Here is a 25,314-nt window from a genome sequence, read left to right as displayed (position 1 = left end):
CGTCCGTCGGTGAGGTCGCTGACCGTCTCGATACAGGTCCCTGGTACATCAATTCAAACAACAAGCCGCCATGCAATCCTTTCCGGGTCACTTCCATCGGGAAGTGAACGCTACTTTAGCCGGAAGTGAAGTGCGCTTGCCCGCAACAAAACCGTTGTCCGCTGCGCGCGAACGACACATAGTGCCATTGCGGGAGTGTCCCTTTCGCCAATGACAAGCAATGAAAACGGGAGACGAAACATGAAGTTCTTTGGCTTCGCGGCCGGTGTCGCCGTGACCCTGCTTTCCACAACCTCCGCCTTCGCCGTCACGCAGATCAGCTGGTGGCACGCCATGACCGGCGCCAACGCAGAGGTCGTCGACAAGATTTCCAAGGATTTCAACGCCAGCCAGGGCGACTATCAGATCGTTCCGGTTTTCAAGGGCACCTATCCCGAAACGCTGAATGCCGGCATCGCCGCCTACCGCGCCGGCCAGGCGCCCGACATCATCCAGGTGTTCGATGTCGGCACCGGCGTGATGATGGCGGCCCGGGACGCGATCAAGCCAGTGGCCGAGGTGCTGACCGGCGCCGGGATGAACTTTGACAAGAGCCAGTATCTGCCAGGCATCGTCGGTTATTATTCGACGCCGGACGGCACCATGCTGTCCTTTCCCTACAACTCCTCCTCGCCGATCCTCTACTACAACAAGGACATCTTCCAGAAGGCGGGGCTCGACGTGAACAACCCACCCAAGACCTGGAACGAGGTGTGGGAGGATGCCAAAAAGATCAAGGCGAGCGGCGCCGCCGCTTGCGGCTACACCTCGACCTGGCTGACCTGGATTCACCTGGAAAACTTCGCGGCGTGGAACGATGTGCCGTGGGCCACGCAGCAGAATGGCCTGGCCGGCGGTGATGTCGAACTCAAGATCAACGCGCCGATCTTCGTCAAACATTTCCAGGCGCTCGCGGATCTGGCCAAGGACGGCACCTTCAAATATGGCGGGCGCACCTCCGAAGCCAAGCAGATATTCCTCGCCGGCGAATGTGGCATCTTCACCGAATCCTCGGGCGGCCTGGGCGACATCGTCAAGTCGGGCATGAACTACGGCATTGGCCAGTTGCCCTATGACAGCGACGCCAAGGGCGCGCCGCAGAACACGACGCCGGGCGGCGCCAGCCTTTGGGTCTTCGGCGGCAAGTCCGACGAGGAATACAAGGGCGTCGCGGCCTTCTTCGCCTATCTGTCCAAGACCGATGTGCAGGAATATCTGCACCAGAAATCGGGATACCTGCCGGTGACGCTCGCCGCCTATGAGGCGACGAAAAAGTCCGGCTTCTACGACAAGAATCCCGGGCGCGAGACGCCGATCCTGCAGATGACGGGCAAGGCGCCGACCGACAATTCGAAGGGCGTGCGGTTGCCAAACCTGCCGCAGGTGCGTGACATCCAGAACGAGGAGTTCGAAAAGATGCTTGCCGGCCAGGAAACCGCCCAGCAGGCGCTCGACAATGCCGTCACGCGCGGCAACGCGGCGATCAAGGAAGCGCTGGGGAATTAGGGCGCGGCGAGCCTATCGAGTTATAGTCCTTGCTTTACGAGGCCCTCCTCCGCCCTGCCGGGCATCTCCCCCTCAACGGGGGAGATCGGCTGTCGCGACCGTTTTCGGAAATTGCCAAGGCTGGAGCATGGCAGCCGTCGCAGGAACTGCCGATCTTCCTACAAGAGGAGGAGATGCCCGGCAGGGCAGCGGGGGGCGCGGTAGCGTGCCGCTCGGCTGATTATTTCTATGCCGGAGCGGCGCATTGACCCCGCGCGTCGTCTTTCCCAACAAGGTCTTGCCCTACCTCCTGGTGGCGCCGCAACTTGCCATCACGCTGGTGTTCTTCTATTGGCCGGCCGGGCAGGCGCTCTACCAGTCGATGCTGCGGCAGGATCCGTTCGGGCTGAGGAGCAGGTTCGTCTGGTTTGCCAATTTCCGCAAGGTGCTTGCCGATCCGGCCTATCTCAACTCGATCAAGGTCACAGTGGTGTTTTCGCTTGCGACCGTGATCGTTGCCATGGGCGTGGCGCTGCTCCTTGCCGTCATGGCGGAAAAGGTGGTGCGCGGCAAAGGCCTCTACCGCACGCTGATGATCTGGCCCTACGCGGTGGCGCCGGCGATCGCCGGCATGCTGTGGCTGTTCCTGTTCAACCCATCGATAGGCTCGCTGTCCTATCTGCTGAGACGTTTCGGCGTCGCCTGGGATCCGCTGCTCAACGGCACCGACGCCATGATCCTTCTGGTGGCGGCGGCCGCCTGGAAGCAGATCAGCTATAATTTCCTGTTCTTCGTCGCCGGGCTGCAGGCGGTGCCGAAAACGCTGATCGAGGCGGCGGCGATCGACGGCGCCGGCGAAACCAAGCGCTTCTGGACCATCGTCTTTCCGCTTTTGGCACCGACGACGTTTTTCCTTTTGGTCGTCAACACCGTCTATGCCCTGTTCGACACGTTCGGCATCGTCCACGCCGTCACCGGCGGCGGGCCGGGCAAGGCCACCGAGACATTGGTCTACAAGGTCTACAATGACGGCTTCGTCAATCTGATCCTCGGCGATTCGGCGGCGCAGTCGGTCATCCTGATGGTCATCGTCATCGCGCTCACCGCTATCCAGTTCCGCTACGTGGAACGCAAGGTTCATTACGGCTGAGGAGCGCGATGATCGGCCAATCCCCGTTCCGCATTTTCCTCGCACATGCCGTGCTCATCCTCGGCATACTGATCGTCGCCTTTCCGATCTACTACACGTTCGTTGCCTCGACGCAGACGCTGCAAACCATCCTCAGGCCGCCACTGCCCTTCCGGCCGGGCAGCGAGTTCTGGAACAATTACGGCGAGGCGCTATTCGGCGGCGTCGGCCGCATCGGCGGGCTCGGCGTCGGCAGGCTGCTCCTCAACTCCACGATCATGGCGCTCGGCGTCGCGGTCGGAAAGATATTCATTTCGATCCTGTCGGCCTACGCGATCGTCTTCTTCCGTTTTCCGCTGCGCATGACTTTCTTCTGGCTGATCTTCATCACCCTGATGCTTCCCGTCGAGGTGCGCATCCTGCCGACCTACAAGGTAATGGTCGATCTCGGCATGGTCGACACCTATGCCGGACTGATCATCCCGCTGATCGCCTCGGCCACCGCAACGCTGTTGTTCCGCCAGTTCTTCATGACCATCCCGGGCGAATTGGTGGAGGCGGCGCGCGTCGACGGCGCCGGCCCATGGCGCTTCTTCTTCGATATCCTGTTGCCATTGTCGCGCACCAATATCGCGGCGCTGTTCGTCATCCTTTTCATCTACGGCTGGACGCAGTATCTGTGGCCGCTGCTGGTCACCAACAGCAACGATATGAACACCATCGTCATCGCACTGAAGAAGATGGTTTCCTTCGCCGATGCCGACACCCAATGGCATTTGGTCATGGTCACGGCGATCCTGGCAATCTTGCCGCCAATCCTGGTCGTGGTGCTGATGCAGCGCTGGTTCGTGCGCGGACTGGTCGACACCGAAAAGTGAGAAGCCGATGGCGACGGTCGATCTGAGGGACGTGAAGAAGGTCTATGCCGGCGGCGTCGAAGCCGTGAAGGGCGTCTCCATCGCCATTCCCGACAAGCAACTTTGCGTGCTCGTCGGCCCGTCCGGCTGCGGCAAGTCCACGCTTTTGAGGATGATCGCCGGGTTGGAGACCATATCTTCCGGCACGGTCGCTATCGACGGCAAGATTGTCAACTCGATTGGCCCGACCGAGCGCGACATCGCCATGGTGTTCCAAAACTATGCGCTCTATCCGCATATGAAAGTCTACGACAACATGGCTTACGGGCTACGCAATCGCGGTACGCCCAAGGACGAGATCGACAGCAGGGTTCGTTCGACCGCCAAGGTGCTGGAGCTTTCCGCGCTGCTTGACCGACGCCCGCGCGAGCTTTCCGGCGGTCAGCGCCAGCGCGTCGCCATGGGCCGCGCCATCGTGCGCAATCCGAAAGTCTTCCTGTTCGACGAGCCACTCTCCAATCTCGATGCCAAGCTGCGCGGCCAGATGCGGGTCGAAATCAAGAATTTGCAGCGCTCGCTCGGTGTCACCTCGGTCTACGTCACCCATGACCAATTGGAAGCGATGACGTTGGCCGATATCCTCGTCGTCATGAATGGCGGATTGGTCGAGCAGACGGGCGCGCCACTCGACATTTACGAAAAGCCGGCCTCGACCTTCGTCGCTTCTTTCATCGGCGCACCGCCGATGAATCTTCTGTCCCTTTCGGGTCTGGCGCTGACCAGCAGCAAGACGATCGACTTTGCGCCTGCGAATGCCGTCACGCTCGGCTTCCGTCCCGAGGATGCCGATGTCGCCTTGGCGGCCGAGGCACCGTCCGGTGCGCTCGTGCTGCCGACAATAGTGGAGGCGGTCGAGCCGGTGGGAGCCGACAGCTTTCTTCACTGTGCGGCAGGCGGCGACCGCATCGTCGTGCGTGTGGCCGCGCGCGCAACAGCCAAGCCCGGCGACCAGTTGCGCGTCGTGGTCAAGGCCGAGAAACTTCACTGGTTCGATCAGGCTGCAAAGAGGGTCGACTGACGCCAATCTTGCATGCTGATTAGCGGACTGCGGACCGTCGGCCGGTCAGGCGAACACATGCGCCTGTCCCCACACGGTGAGCCGGACGATCTCACCGACCGCCGGCGCGTCCATGCCGGACTTGCGCAGGATCAGCGGCGTGCTGCCGATGGCGGCGGCGTCCGGCGGGTCGGGGCTGTTGAGCAATCGCACCGCGACCGTGCAGGTCGAGCCGGCGAATTCGGATTCCGTTACCTCGCCAAACAGCATGTCCGGCGTGCCCGACATGCCCTCGCGCGACGTTCGCTTCAGCCCGATCTGCTCCGGCCGCAACATGATGCGGGCGACATCGCGGCTGTCCGACGTGTCGACGGCGATGCGGCCAAGCGGCGACGTGGCGAAGCCGCCCGCTATCTTCGCCGGCAGGATGATGGCCTCGCCGAGGAACTCGGCGATCATCCTGTCCTTCGGCTTGAGATAAAGTTCGCGCGGCGTGCCGACCTGCGAGAACCGGCCGTCGCGCATCACGGCGACCTGACTGGCGAAGGACAGCGCCTCGGCCTGGTCGTGCGTCACCAGGATGGTGGTGATGCCGGCGGCTTCGAGCAGTTCCGCCACGGCCTTGCGCATGGAGGCGCGCAGGCCGGTGTCGAGCGCCGAGAACGGTTCGTCGAGCAACATCAGCCGCGGCTTCATCGCCATGGCGCGGGCGAGCGCCACGCGTTGCTGCTGACCGCCGGAGAGTTCGTGTGGCCGGCGCTTCAGGATCGCCTTGTCCAGCCCAACGATATAGGCCAGTTCGACGATGCGTTCGGAGCGTTTGTCCAGCCTGCGGTCCATCCCGAAACCGATATTGTCGCCAATCGTCAGGTGCGGAAACAGGGCGCCGTCCTGTGCAACCAGGCCGATACCGCGGCGGTGCGCCGGAACGGCGCCGCCGCTGTCGGCCAACACCTTTCCGTCAAGCACAATGCTGCCCTGGTCGGGCGCCTCGAAACCGGCGATCAGCCGCAGCAAGGTGGTCTTGCCGCAGCCGGACGGCCCGACGATGGCCGTGCGGCTGCCGCTGGCAACGTCGAGATCGATGCCGGCAAGCGCCGCGACCGGGCCGTAATGCTTGTGCAAGCCCCTGAGTTCGAGAAAGCTCATCGTCCAGCCATCCGTTTTGACTGGACATAGAGCAGCCAGGTCAGGGGCAGCGACATCGCCACCATGATGAAGGCGTAAGGTGCTGCCGAAGCGTAGTCGATCTCGCCGCTGTAGGACCAGAACGCCATCGCCAGCGTGCGGGTGCCGTTCGGCGCCAGCATCTGGGTCGCGGTCAGCTCGTTCATGATGCCGAGCGCCACCAGCGCCATGCCGGCGGCGGCACCCGGCGCCGACAGGCGGATCGTCGTCGACCACAATGCATGGAGCGGCGGCCGCCCGAGGCTGGATGCGGCGCGCTCGAGCTCCACCGGAGCCTGGGCGATCGACGCCCGCAGGCTGATCAGGGCGCGGGGCAGGAACATCAAGGCATAGGCAACCAGGATGGTGAACAGGGTCTGATAGAGCGGCAGCGCGATGCGCACGGTGATGGTGACCAGCGCCAACGCGATCACGACCCCGGGCAGCGATCCGACGATGTAGTTGCAACCCTCCAGCAAGCGCTGCAGAGGCCCCGGCGCGCGGATCGAGATCCAGGCCATCGGCATGGCGGCAACGGTGGCGAGCAGCGCGCCGGCGAGCGCCAGGAACAGCGTCTGGCCGAGCGCCAGGCCGATCTCGTCGAGCCGCCAGACCTCGGCGCCGCCGGCGGCAAGCCAGCGGCCTATGGTGACGAACGGCACGCCGAGCGCCAAAAGCGTGGTGGCGGCAAGCAGCAGCAGGCAAGGCACGGTCGCCCGGCCGAGCGGCGCGCGCTGCTGGTGGCGCGCCGCGCCCGAACCGACGCGGGCATAGCGCTCCTCGCCGCGCACCAGTACCTCCAGCCCGAGCAGCACGAAGCAGCAACTCACCAGCACCCCGGCCAGCATGTTCGCGGCCGGCCCGTTGAAGGTTGACTGGAACTGGTCGACGATCGCCGTGGTGAAGGTGTCGAAGCGGATGAAGACGTAAAGGCCGTATTCGGCCAACAGGTGCAGGCCGACCAGCAATGCGCCGCCACAAATGGCAAGCCTGAGCTGCGGCAGTACGACACGCCAGAACACGCGCCAGGGACCAAGGCCGAGTGCGGCGGCGGCGTCTTCGAGCGCGGGATCGAGCCGGCGCAGGGCCGCCGATACCGGCAGGTAAAGGAACGGGAAATACGCTATGACAGAGACAAGCACGCCGGCCCACAAGCCGTGCAGCCCGGGCACCATGGTGATCCAGGCATAGCTGTGCACGAAGGCGGGAATGGCGAGCGGCGCCACGCATAACCAGGCCCACAGCCGTGCGCCGGGCAGGTCGCTGCGCTCGGTCAGCCAGGCCAGCGTCACGGACAGGATGATGGCGATCGGCACTGCGAGGGCGACAAGCAGGACGGTGTTGGCCAGAAGCTCGCCGACACGCGGCCGGAAAACCAGCGCCGATACGGTCTCCCAGCCGGTCTGCACGGCGACCCAGACGATGAATGCAAGCGGCAGCAGCGCCAACAGCGAAATGAAGATAGCGGCGGCAACGATCCATGACGCAGCGCGCCGGCGCGCCCTGCGGCGCGTCCTCGACGGCAGGCCCAGGCTTGCGATGTCGGCCGCGAACTGCATCGGCTCAGACTTCGCGCCCTTGCCGTCTGGCGGCGGCAATCGAAAGACCATGATCATGGTCGGGAATACAGCGTGTCGTCATCGACGAATGCCATCTCGAAAAAACAAAACGCTCCCGCGGAATTCCCGCGGGAGCACGGCCGGTGTCCTTATTAGGACGAACGGCAACTAAAGCAAGCCGGCCGCCGTCATCAGGTCGGTGGCCTTCTTGGAGTTCAGCGTCGCGGCATCGATCTTCGGCGCCTGCAGGTCGGCCAGCGGCACCAGCTTCGGATTGGACTCCGCGCCCTTGCCGACCGCGTATTCGAAGGACGTTCCGTTCTTCAGCACGTCCTGGCCGCCCTTGCCGGTCACCCACTTCAGGAAGGCCTGGGCTTCCTTCGGATGCTTGCTCGAAGCCAGCACGCCGCCGCCGGAGGTCGAGACGAAGGCGCCCGGATCCTGGTTCTTGAAATAATGCAGCGCAACGTTCTTGCTGTTTTCGCCGGTCTTGGCCTGATCGCCGAAGTAGTAGTAGTGATAGATCACGCCGCCTTCGATTTCGCCGGCATTGACCGCCTTCATCACGGTGCTGTTGCCCTTGTAGGCGGTGAAATTCTCCTTCATCGCCTTCAGCCAGTCCGCCGTCGCGGCTTCGCCCTTGAGCTGCAGCAGCGCGCTGACGATCGCCTGGAAATCGGCGCCCGACGGCGAGGCGGCCCAGCGGCCTTTCCAGCTCGGATCGGCAAGGTCGAGCAGCGACTTGGGCAACTGGTCGGCCTTGAGCTTGGTGGTATTGTAGGCAAAGACGGTGCTGCGCGCGGCAACGCCAACCCATTTGCCGCTCGCTGCCTGATAATCCTGCGGAACCTGCGCCAGCGTGTCCGCATCGACCGGCGCGAACAGGCCGGCATTCTCGACCAGCACCATGGCCGGCGAATTCTCGGTCAGGAACACGTCGGCGGGCGAGGCGGTGCCCTCCGCGACGATCTGGTTGGAGAAATCGCTATCGCCGCCATTGCGCAACGTGACCTTGATGCCGGTTTCCTTGGTGAAGCCGTCGGCCCATTCCTTGGCGAGGCTCTCGTGCTGGGCATTATAGACGATGATGCCCGTATCCTCGGCCATCGCCTGGCCAGCGATCAGGCTGACCGCCACCGCCGCGGCGCCGGCAAGGGTGGAAAGAGCGTATTTCATGGGCATCGTCCTCGATCTCGTTGAACTGGCACGCAGCACCTACCGATACATGACAGGTGTAGTCAACATTTTTGGCCTGCTTCAATCGGCCGCTGGCGGCATAGGCCCTATGCCAGGTGGACAATTCCGCGTGATGGCCGCGCGGGATCGCGGGAGCGACGGTTCGGGGTCGCCGTCAACGGTCTGCGCGCCCAGCCCGCATTCGTCCGCAATCTTTCGTGACTTGCCGGTAGTTTGCCTTGGACATTATTTCGCCGGCCACGTAACAAATCAGCGCCGAGGCGCGAAGATCGGGGAGTGAACTCTTGTGAGCGGCAAGGACGAGGCCGAGCTTTCCCGGCTGATGCGAGCCGCGATCGCGGGAGATGAAAGGGCCTATGCCGACTTTCTGCACCGGACGGCCGCTCTGGTTCGCGGTTTTGCCAGGCGCAAGATCGTCAAAGGCGGGGTCGATCCCGAGGATGTCGTGCAGGAAACCTTGCTGGCCATTCATGTGAAACGGCACACCTGGCGTCAGGACGCACCTGTGCTGCCCTGGGTCTATGCCATCGCGCGCTTCAAGCTGATCGATGCGTTCCGGCGGCGCGGACGGCGCATCGAGATCGATGTGGACGATATTGCCGAAACCTTCGCCGAGCCGGAAACGGAAACCGTCAGCGAACGCGACATCAACCGGGCACTCGACGGCCTGCCGCCGGCACAGCGCTCCGTGGTGTCGTCCGTGTCGGTGGAGGGGCGCTCGATCGGCGACACGGCGGCCAAGTTCGGCATCAGCGAAACAGCGGTGCGGGTTTCCTTGCATCGCGGACTTGCAGCCATTGCCAAGCGGTTCGGGCAGGGGCGGTTTGGGCGGGAATGACATGAGGACCGAAGATCTCATCAAGGCGCTTGATGCCGACGCCCGCAGCAAGGCGATGCCGCTGCGCTCGGCCTGGTGGCTGGCTGCCGGCGGGGCCGCCGTGATCGCGGGCGCGGTTTTCATGATGACGATCGGTCCGCGCCCCGACTTCATGGCTGCCGCGCATACGATGCGCTTTCTTTCGAAGTTCCTGTTCACCATCGTGCTCGCCGCCAGCGCCTTCGCCTTCGTCAGGGCATTGTCGACACCGGGAGCATCGACAGGCAAGGCGGCGGCCTGGATGGCGGCTGCGCCCGTGCTCGTCGCGGCGGCCGTGGTGCTGGAGCTCTACGCCGTGCCCGAGGCCGACTGGGGCAGGCGGCTCGTCGGTTCCAACATGATGGTCTGCATGGGGCTCATCCCGCTGATCGGCATCGGCCCGCTGGCCATCTTCCTGTGGATGCTGCGCTATGGCGCTCCGACACGGCCGGTGCTGGCCGGCACGGCCGCGGGCCTGCTCGCCGGTGGGCTGGCGGCGACCTTCTATGCCGCGCATTGCTTTGATGATTCGCCGCTTTTCGTCGCCACCTGGTACACGATCGCGATCGCTGCGCTGGCGCTGCTAGGCGCACTCGGCGGCCGGTTTTTCGTGCGCTGGTAGCGCGACGCCCGCTCCTGCATTCCGCGCATACCGATCCTTAATCATGCCGGCAAATGTTTGCCGGCCGGCGACATCCCCGACCCGCGACGCAACCTTTCCTTAAAACCGATCCGTCAGGATTTTCACGGGAAATGCGATTGCCCACGGGGTGGTACAAATCGTGGCAATACGAAGGATCATCGGGCCGGCACCGCACAGACATGCGGGGTTGGCTTTGCTCGTGGGCGGGACAGCGGCGATTGCAGTATCGGTCCTGCTGTCGCGACTCAACCCCGGCGTCGAGACGCTCGAATTATGTGTGCAGGCGTCGGTCGGTGTGGCGGCCGGCGCACTTCTCCTGGCCGGCCTGTTCGCGCGCGTCATCCGCGAAGGCCGCCGTCAGATCGCCGAGAGCGAGCAGCGCTTCCGCCGTGCCATGGAGGATTCCTCGATCGGCGTCGCGATCGTCGGCCTCGACGGGCGCATTATCGAGGCCAACCCTGTCTTCGCCGCCATGCTCGACTACAGCCGCGAAGAGATTGAGGCGCTGACGTTCATTCAGATCACGCATTCCGACGATCATCAGATCGGGCGGGAGACGATGGAGAGCCTGAAGGCCGGCAAGATCGATTCCTTTCATTTCGAGAAACGCTATCTCAAGAAGGACGGCACGCCTGTCTGGGCCCGGCTGGCCGGTTCTGTCATTCGCGACGGGAACAGCGGCCAGCCGCTGTATCTTGTCTCGCAGATAGAGGACATCGACGCGCGCAGGCAGGCAGAGGCGCGCATCGCAGAGGCCGAAACGCGCTGGAACTTCGCGCTGACCAGCGCCGGCCAGGGCGTCTGGGACTTCGATATGCGCAAGGGCGGCACCACCTATTCGGCGACCTGGGTCAAGATGCTGGGTTACGACGATGGCGAACTTGACGGTGACCCCGATCGTTGGCTGGCGATGATTCATCCCGACGACCGCGAGGCCGTGGCCGAGGCGGACCGTATCCATCTCGAAGGCCGCACGCCGTTCTTCGAGGCCGAATTCAGGATGCGCCACAAGGACGGCCACTGGATATGGATCCTCGACCGCGGCAAGGCCCTCGAGCGTGACGAAGAGGGGCGGCTGATCAGGGCGATCGGCAGCCTGACCGACATCACTCGGCGCAAACAGGCCGAAGAACGCCTTACGGTTTCGTCGGCGATGCTGGCCGACGAAAAGGAGCGCCTTAAAGTGACGCTGCAGTCGATCGGCGATGCCGTCATCTGCACCGATGCCGCGAACCGCATCACCTTCATGAATCCTGTCGCCGAAAAGCTGACCGGCGTCTCCTGCAATGATGCCCTCGGCAAGACGCTTGGCCACGTCTATTGGGCAGTCGACGAGGAGACCGGCCACAGGATCGGCGTGGCGCGGCCTGCGATCGGCGGCGAGGCAGCCGACGACCAGAACAGCCGCGCGGTCCTCATCCGGCGCGACGAGACGCGCTGCAGCATCCGGCAGGTCGTGTCGCCGATCATGAACGAGCGCAACGAATTCTGCGGACTGGTCATCGTCTTCCAGGACTTCACCGATGCGCGCGCGCTGCAGCGCCAGCTTGCCCACGCCGCCGCGCATGATGCGTTGACCGGCCTTGCCAATCGCGCGAGTTTCATCCGCGCCATGGAAGACCTGGTCGATCAGGCCCGCAAGGATGGGATCGGACATCAGTTCATGTTCATCGATCTGGATCATTTCAAACTGGTCAACGACACAGGCGGCCACGCGGCGGGAGACGCATTGCTCAAGCGCGTTGCCGAGGCCGTGCGGGGCGTGCTTGGTCCGCAGGACATGGTCGCGCGTCTGGGCGGCGACGAATTCGCGGTCATTTTGAAGTCGGGCTCGGCCGCCGGGGCCAGGATCGCGGCGCGATCCATCATCGATGCGATACAGGGCCTCGACTTCACCTGGGAAGGCCGTTCTCATTCGATCGGAGCCAGCATCGGACTGGCTCCTATCAACGCCGATTGTGGTGCGGTCGACGAGATCATCGCCAGGGCAGACGCCGCCTGCTACGTGGCCAAGGCTGCGGGTCGCGGATGCGTGTCCATGGCGCCGGAGAACGATGCGAAGGACGACAGGGTCGAAATCGAGACGCCCAAGCCCCTGGCCGCCGCGTCGTAAACCCGCGCGGCCAGGCCGTGATCAGTCTGGCGGGTCAGCGTGTCGGAACCGGATGCTCGCCGCGATAATCGTAGAAGCCGCGACCGGTCTTGCGGCCGAGCCAGCCGGCCTCGACATATTTGACCAGCAACGGGCAGGGGCGGTACTTCGAGTCCGACAGGCCGTCATGCAGCACCTGCATGATCGATAGGCAGGTGTCCAGGCCGATGAAATCGGCCAGCTGCAGCGGCCCCATCGGATGGTTGGCGCCGAGCCGCATGGCGGTATCGATCGCATCGACCGTGCCGACGCCTTCATAAAGCGTGTAAATCGCTTCGTTGATCATCGGCAAAAGGATGCGGTTGACGATGAAGGCCGGAAAGTCCTCCGAGACCGTGATCGTCTTGTCGAGCTGCTTCACATAGGTCTTCGCCGCCTCGAAGGTCTGGTCCTCGGTGGCGATGCCGCGCACCAGTTCGACCAGCTTCATCAGGGGAACCGGGTTCATGAAATGGATGCCGATGAAGCGCTCGGGGCGGTCGGTCTGCGCGGCTAACCGCGTGATCGAGATCGACGAGGTATTGGTCGCCAGTATGGCCTCGGGATTGAGCTGCGGACAAAGCTGAGCGTAGATCTTGCGCTTGACCGTCTCGTCCTCGGTCGCCGCCTCGATGACCAGGTCGGCACCGGCGAGATCGGCCATGGACGGTGCCGCGGCGATGCGCGCCATCGCCTGGTTGCGGAGCTTCTCGTCGAGCTTGCCGGACCCCACCTGGCGGGCCATGTTGCCGCTGACGGTGGCGATGCCCTTCTCGATGCGGTCGGGCGATATATCGTAGATCAGCACCTTATAGCCCGAAAGCGCGGAGACATGGGCGATGCCGCCGCCCATCTGGCCCGCGCCGATGATGCCGATCGTTTCGATCTTGCTCATTACACCGATCCCGTCGAAAAAGGCCTTTGCGGCCTGCTTTTTGTGCGGTGCAAACTAAAAGGGCGGGGCGACTTCGTCTACCCCACCCCTCACAATTTAATACGCTTTGCGGCAGGGCGTCAAAGCGCCTTCTGCAACTCCGGCAGGACGACGAAAAGGTCGCCGACGAGGCCATAGTCGGCGACCTGGAAGATCGGCGCTTCCTCGTCCTTGTTGATGGCGACGATGACCTTGGAATCCTTCATGCCGGCGAGGTGCTGGATGGCGCCGGAGATGCCGACGGCGATGTAGAGGTCGGGGGCGACGACCTTGCCGGTCTGGCCGACCTGCCAGTCGTTCGGTGCGTAACCGGCATCGACGGCAGCACGGGATGCGCCGACGGCAGCGCCGAGCTTGTCGGCGACCGGCAGGATGACCTCCTGGAACTTCTCCGAGGAGCCGAGCGCGCGGCCGCCCGAGATGATGATCTTGGCCGAGGTCAGTTCCGGACGATCGGTCTCCGATAGCTTGTTCTCGACGAAGGAGGAGAGGCCCGGATTGGCCGCAGCGCCGACGGTTTCGACAGCGGCCGAACCGCCCTCGGGCGCCGCCTGGAAGGAGGCGGTGCGCACGGTGATGACCTTTTTGGCATCGGTCGACTGTACCGTCTGGATGGCGTTGCCGGCATAGATCGGCCGCTTGAAGGTATCCGGCGAGACCACTTCGATGATCTCGGAGACCTGCGCCACGTCGAGCAAAGCGGCCACGCGCGGCGCGACGTTCTTGCCCGACGAGGTTGCCGGCGCGACGATGGTGTCATAGGAGCCGGCCAGCGACACGACGAGCGCCGCGGTCGGCTCGGCGAGACGCTCGGCAAGCTCGTCGGCTTCGGCGAGCAGCACCTTGCTCACGCCCGTCAGCTTGGCGGCGGCGTCGGCTGCGCCCTTGGCGCCCTTGCCGGCCACCAGCACATGCACGTCCGAGCCGATCTGCAGCGCGGCCGACAGCGCCTTGGCGGTCTGGTCCGAAAGGGTTGCGTTGTCGTGTTCGGCGATGAGGAGAATGGTCATTTTATCTGTTCCTTCCGATCTCAGAGCACGCCGGCTTCGTTCTTCAGCTTGTCGACCAACTCGGCGACGCTCTTGACCTTGACGCCGGCCTTGCGGCCGCCCGGCTCCTCGGTCTTGATGACCTTCAGCCGCGGCTTGACGTCGACGCCGTAGTCGGCAGGGCTCTTCTCGTCGAGCGGCTTCTTCTTGGCCTTCATGATGTTGGGCAGCGAAGCATAGCGCGGCTGGTTGAGGCGAAGGTCGGCGGTGACGATCGCCGGCATCTTCAGCTCAACCGTCTGCAGGCCGCCGTCGACCTCGCGTGTCACCTTGGCCTTATCGCCTTCGAGCACCACCTTGGAAGCAAATGTGCCCTGCGCCCAGCCGAGAAGGGCCGCAAGCATCTGGCCGGTCTGGTTGGAATCATCGTCGATCGCCTGCTTGCCGAGGATGACCAGGCCGGGCTGCTCGGCCTCGACCACGCCCTTCAGCACCTTGGCGACGCCCAGCGGCTCGGTCTGCTCGTCGGTCTTGACCAGGATGGCGCGGTCGGCGCCCATGGCGAGCGCGGTGCGAAGCGTCTCCTGCGCCTGCTGCGGGCCGATCGACACGACGATAATCTCTTCGGCCTTGCCGGCTTCCTTGAGCCGGATCGCCTCTTCCACCGCGATCTCGTCGAACGGGTTCATCGCCATCTTGACGTTGGCCAATTCCACCGCCGAACCGTCGGCCTTGACGCGAACCTTCACATTCGCATCCACAACCCGCTTCACGGGCACAAGGATCTTCATTTTCCTGTCACCTCTCTTGAGATAGTGGGGACGCGCTATAACAGCGTGAACCCCGTCAGAGTTGTCGAAAGCCGACATTCCGGATGGAAATTCTGCTCTTCAACCGCCTAAGGCGGGCGGAGACGCTTCCGTAGTTGCGGCAAACCCGCACGTCAATATGCTACGGCATCGGGCAATTCACTCAAATCGGTTCAGTCGGGCCGGGGGGTACTTCCCCGTCCCCATCGTGGCGCCGGCTGCGCCGCAATCGGTTCGCTCACTGCCGGATCGGCGGCGATGGCGGGCTGGTCGGCCGTCGCGGCCTCTTCGTCCGCGCCCGCAAAAAGCGGCACGCCGCGGCTGCGCAGCACGAGCACCAGCACGGCGCCGGCGATGATGCCGCCTATGTGGCAGGCCCAGGAAATCTGGTCCTCGCCACCGGCGGCGAACATGACGATCTGGAACAGCACCCACAGGACGAGCGGGATGAAGGCCGGGATGCGCAGCGGTATGCGGGCAAAGGCCAGCACCCAGACCTTCACCCTGGGATAGAGGATCAGGTAGGCGACGACCACCCCGGCGATGGCGCCGGAGGCGCCGATCAGCGGAACCTGCGAGTCCCACGCGATGAGGCCCTGGAAGGCGGCTCCGGCGATGGCGCACAGGAGGTAGAAGATGAGATAGCGGATATGGCCGAGCGCGTCCTCGACGTTGTCGCCGAACACCCACAGGAACAGCATGTTGCCGCCAAGATGGAAAATGTCGGCATGCATGAATGAGTAGGTGAGATAGCTCAGGCTTGAGGGAATGACGACAAACCGCGGATCGAGCTCTGCCGTGTCATGCACGACGGAGGGGATGAAGCCGAGGCCGAGCACGGCGGCATTGGTGAAATTCTCGCCGCCGAGCGCGGTGGCGCAATAGACCAGCGCGTTGGCCAGGATCAGCCCGATCGTGACATATTGCAGCCTGATGTGCCGCAGCCTGTTGGTGTCGTAGAGCGGGATGAACATCGGTGCCTGGCCTCTCCCGCCTTGGCATCATTCAGCGGTTCTTGCCGGGAACCCATAACACGTCGGCGCTTCCATTGTCATTGACCGCCCTGGCGGCGACGAACAGGAAATCGGACACGCGGTTGATATATTTCAGCCCGTCGCGGTTGACGTGCTCATCAGGATGCTGTGCGAGCGCCACCATCAGCCGCTCGGCCCGCCGCGCCACCGTGCGGGCGAGGTGGAGCGCGGCGGCGGCCGGCGTGCCGCCGTTCAGCACGAAGGATTTGAGCGGCTGGAGGTCGTTGTTGAGGAGGTCGATGTCGTGTTCGACGCGCTCGGTCTGCGCGGCAATGATGCGCAGCGGTTCGTAGCCGAGCGGTTTGCCGTCGTCGGGCACAGCCAGATCGGCGCCGAGGTCGAAGAGATCATTCTGGATGCGGGCAAGCATGGCGTCAATCGCCGGGTGGCCCGGCGCGGTGTGAACACGAGCCATGCCAATGCAGGCGTTGGCTTCGTCGACGGTGCCGTAGGCGTCTACCCTGAGATCGGACTTCAGCCGCCGCTCACCCGTGCCGAGCCCGGTGGTGCCGTTGTCGCCCGTGCGGGTGTAGATCTTGTTGAGCTTGACCACGTCGCCTCCCGAACGGCCGGTCCTCATTTGCGGGTGAAATACACGGCCAGCAGGATCAGCGCCAGCGCCACGGCCTGCAGCACGACGCGCGTCTGCATCAGCTTGTTGGAGGTGATGCCGGAACCGCCGCGCATCATGTTGATCAGACCCCGGACCAGCACGATCACCACGGCGACCATGACCAGGATGGCAAGGATGTTGAATACGGATGCCATTTGCGTTTCCAGTCCTTTTCTTGTTCAGGCGCGTTTGGCGAGCAGGCGGTGAAGCATCGATGCCGGAAGGATGCGTTTGAGCATGGCGCCGAACCTGGCCGGCACTGTTACCACATAGTGTGGGCGCGGGCGCCGCGACAGAAGTGCATGGCGAAGCGCCTTGTGGACCACTTCCGGGCCGGGCTTCAGCGCCGATTTGCTGCCGCCGGTGCGCATCCGTTCCAACTGCGCCTCATAGTCGGCGCGATGCACGGAATTCTCATGGTCGATATTCCTGAGGAACCAGGCGAGGCCATTGCTGGCGATCTTCGATTTAACCGGCCCCGGCTCGATCAGCGAGACATGCACGCCGCTGCCGGCCAGTTCCTGGCGCTGACAGAGCATCAGCGCCTCCAAAGCGTGTTTGGATGCCGAATAGGCGCCGCGAAAACGTACCGGCACCAGGCCAAGGATCGACGAGCAATGAACGATCCGGCCACCGCCCTGGCGGCGCATCACCGGCACGAGCCGGCGGGTCAGGTCGTGCCAGCCGAAGAAATTGACCTCGAACTGCTCCCGCAAGGCGGCCACCGGCAGATCCTCGACCGCGCCCGCTTGCGCATAGGCGCCGTTGTTGAACAACGCATCGATCCTGCCGCCGGTCCGCTCCAGCACTGAAGCCGCAAGCGCTTCGATGGAGGCAGGTTCGCGATAGTCGAGATAGAACGCCTCGATGCCATCCTTTTCCAGGGCCGCGATGTCCTCGGGCTTGCGGGCCGTGGCGAACACCCGCCAGCCTTCCGCCTTGAGCGCCCGCGCGCAATAAGCGCCTATGCCCGACGACGCGCCGGTGACGATGATGACGCGCAACGCGCGCGCCGGCGGATTCGTCTTATGACCAAGGGTTGCCATTTGCCGCATTCCCTTCCCATATTCGCGGCGTCGAGACAATCGAAGGGGAGCGCGGTTCTTGTTGCGGAATATCGTCGCCCTGCGCCGCGTGCTCTACGACGCGATCGGTCATTTCAACACCGATGACGGCTGGGCGATGGCCAGCCATTTGGCAATCACCTCGCTGATGGCGCTGTTTCCGTTCCTGATCTTCGCCACCACGCTGGCGAGCTTCCTCGGCGCGCAAGCCTTCGCCGACACGGCGGTGCATCTGGTCTTCGACACCTGGCCGGAGCAAATCGCCAAACCGATCGCGCGCGAGGTGCTGAACGTGCTCACCGTGCGACGATCGGATCTGCTCACCTACGGCGTGCTGCTGGCCGCTTATTTCGCCTCGAACGGCATCGAGGCGCTGCGCACCTCGCTCAACCGGGCCTATCGCGTCACCGAGACGCGCGGCATCATCTATCGCCGTGTGCAGAGCATCTTCTTCGTGCTGATCGCCACGGCAGGCTTCCTAGCGATCAGCGTGCTCCTGGTCTTCGCACCATTGCTGGCGCGGCTGGCCGAGGCGCATTTCGAGTGGATAAAACCCTATACGGGCACCATCACGCTGTGGCGCTACGTCATCGCCTCGACCGTCATCGTCGGCGGTCTGTTTTCAGTGCATTACTGGCTGCCGGCCGGCAAGCGCCGTTTCGTCTCGCTGATCCCCGGCATCGTCTTCACGCTCGCCGCATGGCTGATCGGCTCGACCATTTTCGCCACCTATCTCGACCATTTCTCGTCCTATGTGACGACCTATGCCGGGCTTGCCTCGATCATGATCGCGGTGGTCTTTCTTTACATCGTGTCCGCGATCTTCATTCTTGGCGGCGAACTCAATGCAGCGATCAGCCGCTATCTCGAGGCGCGCGCGCGTGTCGGCTGAGTCGATACCGGCCGGATCGAAGAACTGAGGAATTGAAGAACTGGAGAACTGGAGAACTGGAGAATTGAAGAAGAAGGAGCACACAGCGCCAGATATGTCCGCTTTTCCCTCAATTCCTCAGTTCTTCAATTCCTCCCTTGCCCGGCCGGGCAGTAGCCAGACCAACGCCCAACGTGGCAATCGCCATGCCGGCAATCTGAAGCGCGTTGAGCTGCTCGTCGAACAAGGCCCAGGCGATGACGGCCGTCACCGCCGGCACCAGATAGAACAGCGAAGCGACCTTCGACATCTCGCCGTCGCGGATCATCACCATCAGAAGGAAGATGGCGCCGATCGACAGCACCAGCACCAGCCAGGCCATGGCGAAGATCAATTCGCCGTTGATGACGACCGTGCGGGTCTCGAAGGCCAGTGAAGCCAGGATCATCACCGAAGCGCCGCCGACATATTGCCACATGGTCGCGGCGACAAGGTCGCCGCCGGAAGCAAAACGCTTCTGCCATATGGTGCCGGCGCTCATGCCGAGCACCGAGACGAGCGAGGCTGTCAGCGTGGCTGACGTCACGCCGCCGCCGAGCGCACCGAGCTTTGGCCAGAGCACGATGACAACGCCGGCCAGGCCGACCGCGAGACCGGCCCAATGGCGTGGCAGGATCGCCTCGCCGAGAAATTTGCCGGCGAGTACCGCCGTGATCAGCGGCTGCAGGCCGACAATCAGCGCCGACAGCCCGGCGGGCATGCCCCTGTGGATAGCCCAGAAGACCGCGCCGAGATAGACGCCATGCATCAGAATGCCGGCCCCGGTGGCGTGCAATGCCTCTTCGCGGGAGGCTCTCTTGGAGCCAAGCACGACGACCAGGCCGGCGAACAACGCCGCCGCCAGGACGAAGCGCGCGGCCAGGAACGTAAACGGTTCCGCCCACGGCATGGCATAGCGGGCGCCGATGAAGCCGGTTGCCCACAGGACGACGAAAGTGGCGGGGATGAGCCGCTTGACGCTGTGCATTTTCTGGGAACCGCGCTTGATGAGAATTGAGCCGTGGCGAAGCTCTAGTCCGGTTCAAGCCGGCGCGCAAAACGAAACGATTGATCCATGCATCACCGGAATTCAACCGGCCGTGTTTTCTGCAAGCTGCCCCTTCGGCCTTCGTCTGCGTCAGAGACCGACCATCCGCCTGACATCGTGAGCCGACACGCCCGCTTCGCGCAAGACGGCAAGGCCGGTGTCCTTCAGGCTTTTCGACAGCTTGCGTCCGTCGGGTCCCAGGATCAGCCGGTGATGGAAATAGGCTGGCTGCGGCAGGCCAAGCAGTTCCTGAAGCAGCCGCTGTATCCCGGTGGCGGAATAGAGATCCTGGCCGCGCACGACATGGCTCACGCCCTGCAGCGCGTCGTCGACGACGACGGCGAGATGGTAGCTGGTCGGGATTTCGCGGCGCGCCACGATCACGTCGCCCCAATCGCGCGGGCGGGCCTCGACGATGCGCGTCGCGGAGAGCGATTCGTCTGAAAATTCATTCCATGACAAATCCTTGCCGACGCGTGCCATCGCCGTATCGACATCCAGCCGCCAGGCGAAGGGAGCGCCCTCGGCAATGCGGCGCCGGCGTTCCTTCGCCGGCAGCGCCTTGTCGACGGCGGGATAGACCGGCACGCCATCGGGATCGCGCGGCCAGTCGCGCTTTTCGCTGTCGGCGATGAAAGCCCGGATTTCGCTTCTGCTCATGAAGGCGGGATAGACGAGATCCTCCCGGATCAGCCGGTCAAGCACTGTCTCATAACAGGCGAAGTGCTCGGATTGCCGTCGTACAGGCTGTTCCCAGGCAAGTCCGAGCCATTTCAGATCGGTAAAAATGCCCGCCTCGAATTCCGGCGAGCAGCGCGTGGTGTCGATATCCTCGATGCGCAGCAGCAGGCGGCCGCCGACCGCCCGCGCCAGTTTCTGGTTGAGCAGCGCCGAGAAGGCATGGCCGAGATGCAGTTCGCCATTGGGACTGGGCGCGAAACGGAATGTCAGGAGCGTCATCTCTTGAGCGGCAATCGGGTTGTGCGGCGGTTTTGCCAATTGCTACCGTGCGGCCGGTTCAGGAACAAGAAACATGCAACGTATCGCCACATTGGACGACATCGCCCGGGGGCTCGACGCGCTTTGCGCGATCGACCCGAGATTGGAAAAGATCCGCGGCATGGCGGGCGAGGTGCCGCTACGGCTTTCCCAACCGGGATTCTCGAGCCTTGCCTCGATCATCGTCTCGCAGCAAGTGTCGCGCGCCAGCGCCGATGCGATCTTCGGCCGGCTGACGAAACTGGTCGATCCTTTGACGCCGCTGGCGATCCTTGCCGCCGGCGAGGACATGTTTCGCGAGGCGGGCCTGTCTCGACCCAAGCAACGCGGCCTCCTCGCCGCCGCCCGGGCGGTGGCGGACGGCCTCGACCTTCATCATTTGTGTTCGCTTGACGCCGGCGAGGCAATCACGACCATGACTGCCGTGCCCGGCATCGGTCCGTGGACGGCGCAGGTGTATCTGCTGTTCGCCGCAGGCCATCCCGATATCTTCCCGGCGCGCGATGTCGCGCTCCAGACCGCCGTCGGCCATGCGCTCGGCATCGACCCGCGTCCGCCGGAGAAAACACTGATCCACCTCGCCGAATCATGGAGCCCATGGAGAGGTGTCGCATCGCGGCTTTTCTGGTCCTATTATCGCGAATTGAAGGGCAGGGATGCCGCACCCCCGGCCTGAAAGCGCGAAAAAGCATCAAAATCTCGTTTTTTTGTGCCTTCGGACGCGTGACAATCCGCTTCACATCCCTGTCATGTCGGGCTTACAGTATCCGCGCCATTCAGGTTAGAGAACCAAGGAGGCCAACGACGTGACGGTTGCCGTATCTCCGGATGGGCTTCCAGCGCTGGTGCTGAATGCGGATTACCGTCCGCTCAGCTATTATCCCCTGTCGCTCTGGTCGTGGCAGGACGCCATCAAGGCGGTGTTCCTCGAACGGGTGAACATCGTCGCCGAATACGAGCACGCGGTGTCCTCGCCGACCTTCTCGATGAAGCTGCCGAGCGTCGTCAGCCTGAAGGCCTATGTGAAGCCGTCGCGGCACCCCGCCTTCACGCGCTTCAACGTCTTCCTGCGCGACCGCTTCCAGTGCCAATATTGCGGCACGCCCGACGACCTGACCTTCGATCACGTCATCCCCCGCCACCGCGGGGGTGCTACGACGTGGGAGAATGTCGTCGCCGCCTGTTCCCCCTGCAACCTCAGGAAAGGTGGCATGATGCCGGCGCATGCCAAGATGTGGCCGTTGCAGAAGCCCTACCAGCCGACGGTGCACGACTTGCACAATAATGGCCGTCTGTTCCCGCCCAACCATCTGCATGAAAGCTGGATGGATTATCTGTACTGGGATGTCGAACTCGAACCCTGAGATCGTCCGACAATTCGGGAGGCTGGCCGTCTGAAGCGATTGTCTGCGCTTCCGATGCTCACGGACCAAATGTCCGCTCCGCTTCGGTTCTCGACAATCACTCCATACGACTCAGCCTGCCGAATTCTTGAATGATCTCGCGTCGGCGCTTTCGCGCTACCTCAGTCGCGCGAAAGCGCGCTGCGGAAGGCGACGGCGGCGAGCACGAAGCTGGCGATGGCGTTCCAGCCGGCGAGCGACAGGCCGAGGATGCGAAGCGCGGCCTTGTCGCAGGACGGGGGCACGAATTTGTCGAGCGCGTCGAGCACGCCTTTTCCGCCGGTGTCGACCTGGCCCGCGCCCGCGGTGCAATCGGCCGGGCCCTGCCACCAGGCCCACTCCACGCCGGCATGATAGATGCCGAGATAGAGGCCATAGAGCATCAGCAGGCCGCAGATGGCCAGCAAGCCGCGCACAGCCCATGCCGGCGCGTGCAGCGCCGATGCAAGCAGCGCCAGCAGCATCAGCGGCACGCCGATATAGTAGGGCGTGCGCTGTTCCAGGCAGAGATGGCAAGGGATATAGCCGCCGATGTACTGGAAGGCGAGCGCGGAACCGACAGTGGCGGCCATGGCTACGGCAAGGAACAGGGCCGTCATGGCCCGCTGGCGTCCGGTGTTGGCAGTCATGCTCGCAGTCATGGGGTACTCGTCCGTTGTGTTCGCCGCCGGCTCAGTCTTTGGTCCGTATTGCCGCGCTACGCGGCTTGGGCGACATGAATCAGAAGGCGTATTTGACCAGGATATAGAGCAAAATCAGGGCGGCCGCCGCTGCACCTGCGATCAGGCCGAGGCGCTTTTCGATGAACTCGCGGATCGGCTCGCCATAGCGGCGAAGCAGCCAGGCCAGAAGCAGAAAGCGCCCGCCGCGCGCCACGATTGCCAGCGCGATGAACAGAAAAAGATTGACGCCGATGACCCCCGACAGGATCGTCACCACCTTGATCGGCGGCAGATGGGCGGCGCCCGAGGTGATCAGCATCAGGATGATGAAGCCGATGCCCGAAGAGACGCGCAGCGCCTCGAACTCGTCATACTTGCCGTAAAATTCCAGGATCGGCTTGGCCAGCGCGTCATAGGCGTAGTGGCCGATGAACCAGCCGGCGATGCCGCCCAGCACGGAGGCGACGGTGGCGATCAGTGCATAGCGGTAGGCGCGATCCGGCCGCGACAGCGCCATCGGCAGATAAAGCACATCGGCCGGCACCAGGAACACGGAGCTTTCGACGAAGGCGATGAAGGCCAGCCACCATTCGGCGGATTTGCGCGCCGCCAGCGACAAGGTCCAGTCGTACAGTCCGCGAAGCATCGGCTCTCCTAATGTCGTAGATGACTACCGCACGTCGCCCACATGCACGGCGTGGGCATAAGGGCAGGCATGAAACCAGGGCATGGATGAAAACAGGGGCATGCGTGACACCAAGACCCGAAGCGCGCCGCGTTCCTTCTTCCGGACGCCAAGCGCTTCGACACGACGCCTGTCTAGAAAGATTTTCCGCGCCGCACAATGGCAGTGCCCGCAGGAAACCGAAAGGTGCGGTTTGGTCGCGGCTCCGCACGCTATCGGCAACAGGCCAGTTGACGAACAGGCCTCCAACCGTATAGTCCGCGCCATCCAGGCCGCCCGGCCTGAGCCCCTATGGCGGAATTGGTAGACGCGCTCGACTCAAAATCGAGTTCCGCAAGGAGTGCTGGTTCGATCCCGGCTAGGGGCACCATTTCAGTCGCCACTTCGATGCGTCTGCCGCTGCTTTCCCGATCGGCGTTTCGGCAATGCGGATATGGTGTTGGAGTTCGTCGTGAGCGGCCTCAGGCCGATATCGCAAGAGCGACATCCGGGAGCGGCTCGGCCGGGTGCAGGACTGCATCTTCGGCCTGTCGAATGCGGTAGCCGCTTTCGCGCTTCAGGACCTATGTTGGCCCCCTGACCGTCCCTCAATGTGGATATATTCAGGCCTTGAGATTGCCCCTTGCATCAGTTGTCGCTTATCTACCCGGAAAGGGAGGAACTCATGCCGATTCGTCAGAAAGCGCAGGAAGCTGGCGTCTTCGATTCCTCCGAAGTGGCCCTGCTTGGCCGCGTGTTCGACAGGCTGAAGCCTGACGCCCGATCGGCCCAGGAACGTGAAGCGATTTCATCCCGCATAATTGCGAATTACATGGCCGGGATCAGGGATGAGGACGAATTGGTTTCGGCATCCAAACAGCCGCTGGGACGCTAGCGCAATTCAGGTGCAAGTCGCGTCGAAACGATTCATCGACGAGCTTCGGAATTCATCCGGGTTCAACAGGGAAATCCCGCGAAGCTGAATTCGGCGATCGTGCCGTCCTCCGATCTGGTGACCCGAACGAACAGCGCACCTGGAATGCGGGGTTGCATCGGATGCCCGGTTGCCCGTCTGGCAGCCCCGGCGGGACTTGAAGCCGCCACCTCGTGCGTGCCGATAATTCTCTCGCCGAGGATTTCCTCCACCGTGTAGCTGGTCATTTTCCCCTTGGGCGACGATCTTGACTATCCACAGAAGGAGCCCGGCCTGCTTTTGGCGGTAGGTTCGGCACTTGGCGAGCAGGCCGGGCTGTGCTCCGGCCGTCAGGTACCTTGGTGGAGGGCTTAACCGGTGCGAAAGGCAGACTGTCTCCTTCTCCTCGGACCCGCAATTGGGACTGAAGTCCGAAGCATCGACGCATTGGTCCTAAACCCTGAACATAAGCCGCCGTTCCTCATTGGCGTGGAAGCCGTCGAGTAAAGTCCCTTCATCGACGGTCCGTGGACGCCCGCCGTTGCTGCGAGCGGCGGGTGTCCGACCCGGGGGAGAAGAGATGCAGCTTGGCGAGATCATCGCGAACACCTTCGCCGTCCTGCTGCTGATTTGTTTTCTCGCGATCGTGTTCTTCCTGTTTGGAAAGCCGCTGTGGCCGGACCACTATGCCCGTATGTCCATTATTCTCCCGGTCGACGCGATGACGACGGCTTCGGTGAGGCGGGCCGGCGAGCATCCTCACCTGCCGGACACTTTCGACATGGCCCAGGCTCGCCCAAGGCCGTCCCCGTAGGGCTCCGTGGCGGGCCTTTATGGGTCCAGGATTCTGGCGCCGGCCGCTTTCTCGTTGGCGGCTTCCCGTTGAGTGCCCGCTGGTTACGGCAAGCGGATTTCTTGCATTCAGCGCCTGTTCCTCGCGATCCGCGCGCCACCGCCGAAAGCGCCGGGGAAGGAAGAGGACAAGCGACTCAAGTCGGGCCCGGCCCGCCGTTTCAAGTTCCTGAAGAGCAATGAAGATTAGCCTCACACTCGCTGCCGGATTTCGTGAGATGGACCAAAGTCCCAGACTTCTGTCCCAAAGGTCTTATGTTACCACTTAGGTTCCGTGAATGTCCTTTATATGTTCGAATG

General features: G+C 63.4%; 27 protein-coding genes and 1 tRNA gene. 13 read left to right on the top strand and 15 right to left on the bottom strand.

Annotation, left to right across the window (positions count from 1 at the left end):
- Positions 1-240: 240 nt before the first annotated feature.
- The 4 genes from ugpB (at position 241) to FJ964_RS26470 (ending at position 4,588) form a co-directional block, all read left to right on the top strand.
- Positions 241-1,545: a sn-glycerol-3-phosphate ABC transporter substrate-binding protein UgpB gene (ugpB, locus tag FJ964_RS26485; RefSeq protein ID WP_140553261.1), complete on the top strand. Its 1,305-nt coding sequence runs from the start codon at positions 241-243 to the stop codon at positions 1,543-1,545.
- Between the two features lie 244 nt (positions 1,546-1,789).
- Positions 1,790-2,674 (top strand): sn-glycerol-3-phosphate ABC transporter permease UgpA, encoded by an 885-nt coding sequence (ugpA, locus tag FJ964_RS26480; RefSeq protein WP_140553259.1) that lies wholly within the window; start codon positions 1,790-1,792, stop codon positions 2,672-2,674.
- 8 nt (positions 2,675-2,682) lie between these two features.
- Entirely contained in the window at positions 2,683-3,531 is an 849-nt protein-coding gene (gene ugpE / locus FJ964_RS26475) for a sn-glycerol-3-phosphate ABC transporter permease UgpE (RefSeq protein ID WP_140553257.1), read from the top strand.
- Between the two features lie 7 nt (positions 3,532-3,538).
- Entirely contained in the window at positions 3,539-4,588 is a 1,050-nt protein-coding gene (locus FJ964_RS26470; RefSeq protein WP_140553256.1) for a sn-glycerol-3-phosphate import ATP-binding protein UgpC, read from the top strand.
- Positions 4,589-4,633: 45 nt separating this feature from the next.
- On the opposite strand, the gene FJ964_RS26465 is transcribed toward FJ964_RS26470, so the two are convergent.
- From FJ964_RS26465 to FJ964_RS26455, 3 genes are all read right to left on the bottom strand, one after another.
- Positions 4,634-5,716, bottom strand: a complete 1,083-nt coding sequence (locus tag FJ964_RS26465; protein ID WP_140553254.1) for an ABC transporter ATP-binding protein — start codon at positions 5,714-5,716, stop codon at positions 4,634-4,636.
- Complete coding sequence (locus FJ964_RS26460) at positions 5,713-7,344, bottom strand: iron ABC transporter permease (protein WP_140553253.1); 1,632 nt, start codon at positions 7,342-7,344, stop codon at positions 5,713-5,715. The genes FJ964_RS26465 and FJ964_RS26460 overlap by 4 nt, the downstream gene beginning before the upstream one ends.
- A 117-nt stretch (positions 7,345-7,461) precedes the next feature.
- Positions 7,462-8,469: an iron ABC transporter substrate-binding protein gene (locus FJ964_RS26455; RefSeq protein WP_140553251.1), complete on the bottom strand. Its 1,008-nt coding sequence runs from the start codon at positions 8,467-8,469 to the stop codon at positions 7,462-7,464.
- 307 nt (positions 8,470-8,776) lie between these two features.
- Between FJ964_RS26455 and FJ964_RS26450 the strand changes: the two genes are divergently transcribed.
- From FJ964_RS26450 to FJ964_RS26440, 3 genes are all read left to right on the top strand, one after another.
- Positions 8,777-9,328, top strand: coding sequence for a sigma-70 family RNA polymerase sigma factor (locus FJ964_RS26450; protein WP_140513867.1), 552 nt, complete (start codon positions 8,777-8,779; stop codon positions 9,326-9,328).
- Between the two features lies 1 nt (position 9,329).
- Complete coding sequence (locus FJ964_RS26445) at positions 9,330-9,968, top strand: NrsF family protein (RefSeq protein WP_140553249.1); 639 nt, start codon at positions 9,330-9,332, stop codon at positions 9,966-9,968.
- 208 nt (positions 9,969-10,176) lie between these two features.
- The gene (locus FJ964_RS26440) at positions 10,177-12,102 is read left to right on the top strand and encodes a PAS domain S-box protein (RefSeq protein WP_224713219.1); all 1,926 of its coding nucleotides are present in this window, start codon (positions 10,177-10,179) and stop codon (positions 12,100-12,102) included.
- A gap of 34 nt (positions 12,103-12,136) precedes the next feature.
- Here the strand turns inward: FJ964_RS26440 and FJ964_RS26435 are convergent, their stop codons facing one another.
- From FJ964_RS26435 to FJ964_RS26405, 7 genes are all read right to left on the bottom strand, one after another.
- A complete protein-coding gene (locus FJ964_RS26435) occupies positions 12,137-13,015 on the bottom strand; it encodes a 3-hydroxybutyryl-CoA dehydrogenase (RefSeq protein WP_140500869.1) in 879 nt (292 codons plus the stop codon).
- A gap of 119 nt (positions 13,016-13,134) precedes the next feature.
- The gene (locus tag FJ964_RS26430) at positions 13,135-14,064 is read right to left on the bottom strand and encodes an electron transfer flavoprotein subunit alpha/FixB family protein (protein WP_140553246.1); all 930 of its coding nucleotides are present in this window, start codon (positions 14,062-14,064) and stop codon (positions 13,135-13,137) included.
- Between the two features lie 20 nt (positions 14,065-14,084).
- Positions 14,085-14,834 (bottom strand): electron transfer flavoprotein subunit beta/FixA family protein, encoded by a 750-nt coding sequence (locus FJ964_RS26425; protein WP_140553244.1) that lies wholly within the window; start codon positions 14,832-14,834, stop codon positions 14,085-14,087.
- 191 nt (positions 14,835-15,025) lie between these two features.
- A complete protein-coding gene (locus tag FJ964_RS26420; RefSeq protein WP_140553242.1) occupies positions 15,026-15,826 on the bottom strand; it encodes a rhomboid family intramembrane serine protease in 801 nt (266 codons plus the stop codon).
- A gap of 31 nt (positions 15,827-15,857) precedes the next feature.
- Positions 15,858-16,439: a cob(I)yrinic acid a,c-diamide adenosyltransferase gene (locus FJ964_RS26415; protein ID WP_140553240.1), complete on the bottom strand. Its 582-nt coding sequence runs from the start codon at positions 16,437-16,439 to the stop codon at positions 15,858-15,860.
- Between the two features lie 23 nt (positions 16,440-16,462).
- Positions 16,463-16,654, bottom strand: coding sequence for a twin transmembrane helix small protein (locus FJ964_RS26410; RefSeq protein WP_140553239.1), 192 nt, complete (start codon positions 16,652-16,654; stop codon positions 16,463-16,465).
- Between the two features lie 24 nt (positions 16,655-16,678).
- On the bottom strand, positions 16,679-17,545 hold the full coding sequence (locus FJ964_RS26405) for an SDR family oxidoreductase (RefSeq protein WP_140553237.1): 867 nt from the start codon (positions 17,543-17,545) through the stop codon (positions 16,679-16,681).
- Positions 17,546-17,603: 58 nt separating this feature from the next.
- Between FJ964_RS26405 and FJ964_RS26400 the strand changes: the two genes are divergently transcribed.
- Positions 17,604-18,455: a YihY/virulence factor BrkB family protein gene (locus FJ964_RS26400; RefSeq protein WP_140500876.1), complete on the top strand. Its 852-nt coding sequence runs from the start codon at positions 17,604-17,606 to the stop codon at positions 18,453-18,455.
- A gap of 109 nt (positions 18,456-18,564) precedes the next feature.
- Here the strand turns inward: FJ964_RS26400 and FJ964_RS26395 are convergent, their stop codons facing one another.
- Both FJ964_RS26395 and gluQRS read right to left on the bottom strand, forming a co-directional pair.
- Positions 18,565-19,461: a DMT family transporter gene (locus FJ964_RS26395; RefSeq protein WP_140553235.1), complete on the bottom strand. Its 897-nt coding sequence runs from the start codon at positions 19,459-19,461 to the stop codon at positions 18,565-18,567.
- A gap of 150 nt (positions 19,462-19,611) precedes the next feature.
- Entirely contained in the window at positions 19,612-20,481 is an 870-nt protein-coding gene (gene gluQRS, locus FJ964_RS26390; RefSeq protein ID WP_140553233.1) for a tRNA glutamyl-Q(34) synthetase GluQRS, read from the bottom strand.
- Positions 20,482-20,554: 73 nt separating this feature from the next.
- Between gluQRS and FJ964_RS26385 the strand changes: the two genes are divergently transcribed.
- Positions 20,555-21,196: a DNA-3-methyladenine glycosylase gene (locus FJ964_RS26385; protein ID WP_140553231.1), complete on the top strand. Its 642-nt coding sequence runs from the start codon at positions 20,555-20,557 to the stop codon at positions 21,194-21,196.
- A gap of 130 nt (positions 21,197-21,326) precedes the next feature.
- Complete coding sequence (locus FJ964_RS26380) at positions 21,327-21,884, top strand: HNH endonuclease (protein WP_023677956.1); 558 nt, start codon at positions 21,327-21,329, stop codon at positions 21,882-21,884.
- Positions 21,885-22,045: 161 nt separating this feature from the next.
- Here FJ964_RS26380 and FJ964_RS26375 read toward each other — a convergent pair whose 3' ends face one another.
- A complete protein-coding gene (locus FJ964_RS26375; RefSeq protein WP_140553229.1) occupies positions 22,046-22,564 on the bottom strand; it encodes a disulfide bond formation protein B in 519 nt (172 codons plus the stop codon).
- A gap of 79 nt (positions 22,565-22,643) precedes the next feature.
- Entirely contained in the window at positions 22,644-23,231 is a 588-nt protein-coding gene (locus FJ964_RS26370) for a YqaA family protein (RefSeq protein WP_140553227.1), read from the bottom strand.
- A 324-nt stretch (positions 23,232-23,555) separates the two neighbouring features.
- Between FJ964_RS26370 and FJ964_RS26365 the strand changes: the two genes are divergently transcribed.
- A tRNA-Leu gene (locus FJ964_RS26365) sits at positions 23,556-23,640 on the top strand.
- A gap of 294 nt (positions 23,641-23,934) precedes the next feature.
- On the top strand, positions 23,935-24,144 hold the full coding sequence (locus tag FJ964_RS26360) for a hypothetical protein (protein WP_140553353.1): 210 nt from the start codon (positions 23,935-23,937) through the stop codon (positions 24,142-24,144).
- Positions 24,145-24,206: 62 nt separating this feature from the next.
- Here FJ964_RS26360 and FJ964_RS26355 read toward each other — a convergent pair whose 3' ends face one another.
- Complete coding sequence (locus FJ964_RS26355; protein WP_140553226.1) at positions 24,207-24,410, bottom strand: hypothetical protein; 204 nt, start codon at positions 24,408-24,410, stop codon at positions 24,207-24,209.
- Between the two features lie 332 nt (positions 24,411-24,742).
- Here FJ964_RS26355 and FJ964_RS26350 point away from each other — a divergent pair, with 332 nt between their 5' ends.
- The gene (locus FJ964_RS26350; RefSeq protein ID WP_140553224.1) at positions 24,743-24,976 is read left to right on the top strand and encodes a polymerase; all 234 of its coding nucleotides are present in this window, start codon (positions 24,743-24,745) and stop codon (positions 24,974-24,976) included.
- Positions 24,977-25,314 lie beyond the last annotated feature (338 nt).

Source organism: Mesorhizobium sp. B2-3-2 (genome assembly GCF_006442295.1).
Classification (GTDB): Bacteria; Pseudomonadota; Alphaproteobacteria; order Rhizobiales; family Rhizobiaceae; genus Mesorhizobium.
The sequence above is the reverse complement of the archived record's forward strand: the minus strand, read 5'-3'. Positions and strand labels throughout refer to the sequence as shown.

Excerpts from the sequence above, each read along its gene's own strand:
- ugpB (WP_140553261.1), top strand. The coding sequence starts at position 241 with ATGAAGTTCTTTGGCTTCGCGGCCGGTGTCGCCGTGACCCTGCTTTCC.
- ugpE (WP_140553257.1), top strand. The coding sequence starts at position 2,683 with ATGATCGGCCAATCCCCGTTCCGCATTTTCCTCGCACATGCCGTGCTC.
- FJ964_RS26470 (WP_140553256.1), top strand. The coding sequence starts at position 3,539 with ATGGCGACGGTCGATCTGAGGGACGTGAAGAAGGTCTATGCCGGCGGC.
- FJ964_RS26465 (WP_140553254.1), bottom strand. The coding sequence starts at position 5,716 with ATGAGCTTTCTCGAACTCAGGGGCTTGCACAAGCATTACGGCCCGGTC.
- FJ964_RS26460 (WP_140553253.1), bottom strand. The coding sequence starts at position 7,344 with ATGGTCTTTCGATTGCCGCCGCCAGACGGCAAGGGCGCGAAGTCTGAG.
- FJ964_RS26455 (WP_140553251.1), bottom strand. The coding sequence starts at position 8,469 with ATGAAATACGCTCTTTCCACCCTTGCCGGCGCCGCGGCGGTGGCGGTC.
- FJ964_RS26445 (WP_140553249.1), top strand. The coding sequence starts at position 9,330 with ATGAGGACCGAAGATCTCATCAAGGCGCTTGATGCCGACGCCCGCAGC.
- FJ964_RS26435 (WP_140500869.1), bottom strand. The coding sequence starts at position 13,015 with ATGAGCAAGATCGAAACGATCGGCATCATCGGCGCGGGCCAGATGGGC.
- FJ964_RS26430 (WP_140553246.1), bottom strand. The coding sequence starts at position 14,064 with ATGACCATTCTCCTCATCGCCGAACACGACAACGCAACCCTTTCGGAC.
- FJ964_RS26425 (WP_140553244.1), bottom strand. The coding sequence starts at position 14,834 with ATGAAGATCCTTGTGCCCGTGAAGCGGGTTGTGGATGCGAATGTGAAG.
- FJ964_RS26420 (WP_140553242.1), bottom strand. The coding sequence starts at position 15,826 with ATGTTCATCCCGCTCTACGACACCAACAGGCTGCGGCACATCAGGCTG.
- FJ964_RS26410 (WP_140553239.1), bottom strand. The coding sequence starts at position 16,654 with ATGGCATCCGTATTCAACATCCTTGCCATCCTGGTCATGGTCGCCGTG.
- FJ964_RS26405 (WP_140553237.1), bottom strand. The coding sequence starts at position 17,545 with ATGGCAACCCTTGGTCATAAGACGAATCCGCCGGCGCGCGCGTTGCGC.
- FJ964_RS26395 (WP_140553235.1), bottom strand. The coding sequence starts at position 19,461 with ATGCACAGCGTCAAGCGGCTCATCCCCGCCACTTTCGTCGTCCTGTGG.
- gluQRS (WP_140553233.1), bottom strand. The coding sequence starts at position 20,481 with ATGACGCTCCTGACATTCCGTTTCGCGCCCAGTCCCAATGGCGAACTG.
- FJ964_RS26385 (WP_140553231.1), top strand. The coding sequence starts at position 20,555 with ATGCAACGTATCGCCACATTGGACGACATCGCCCGGGGGCTCGACGCG.
- FJ964_RS26375 (WP_140553229.1), bottom strand. The coding sequence starts at position 22,564 with ATGACTGCGAGCATGACTGCCAACACCGGACGCCAGCGGGCCATGACG.
- FJ964_RS26370 (WP_140553227.1), bottom strand. The coding sequence starts at position 23,231 with ATGCTTCGCGGACTGTACGACTGGACCTTGTCGCTGGCGGCGCGCAAA.
- FJ964_RS26360 (WP_140553353.1), top strand. The coding sequence starts at position 23,935 with ATGCCGATTCGTCAGAAAGCGCAGGAAGCTGGCGTCTTCGATTCCTCC.
- FJ964_RS26355 (WP_140553226.1), bottom strand. The coding sequence starts at position 24,410 with ATGACCAGCTACACGGTGGAGGAAATCCTCGGCGAGAGAATTATCGGC.
- FJ964_RS26350 (WP_140553224.1), top strand. The coding sequence starts at position 24,743 with ATGCAGCTTGGCGAGATCATCGCGAACACCTTCGCCGTCCTGCTGCTG.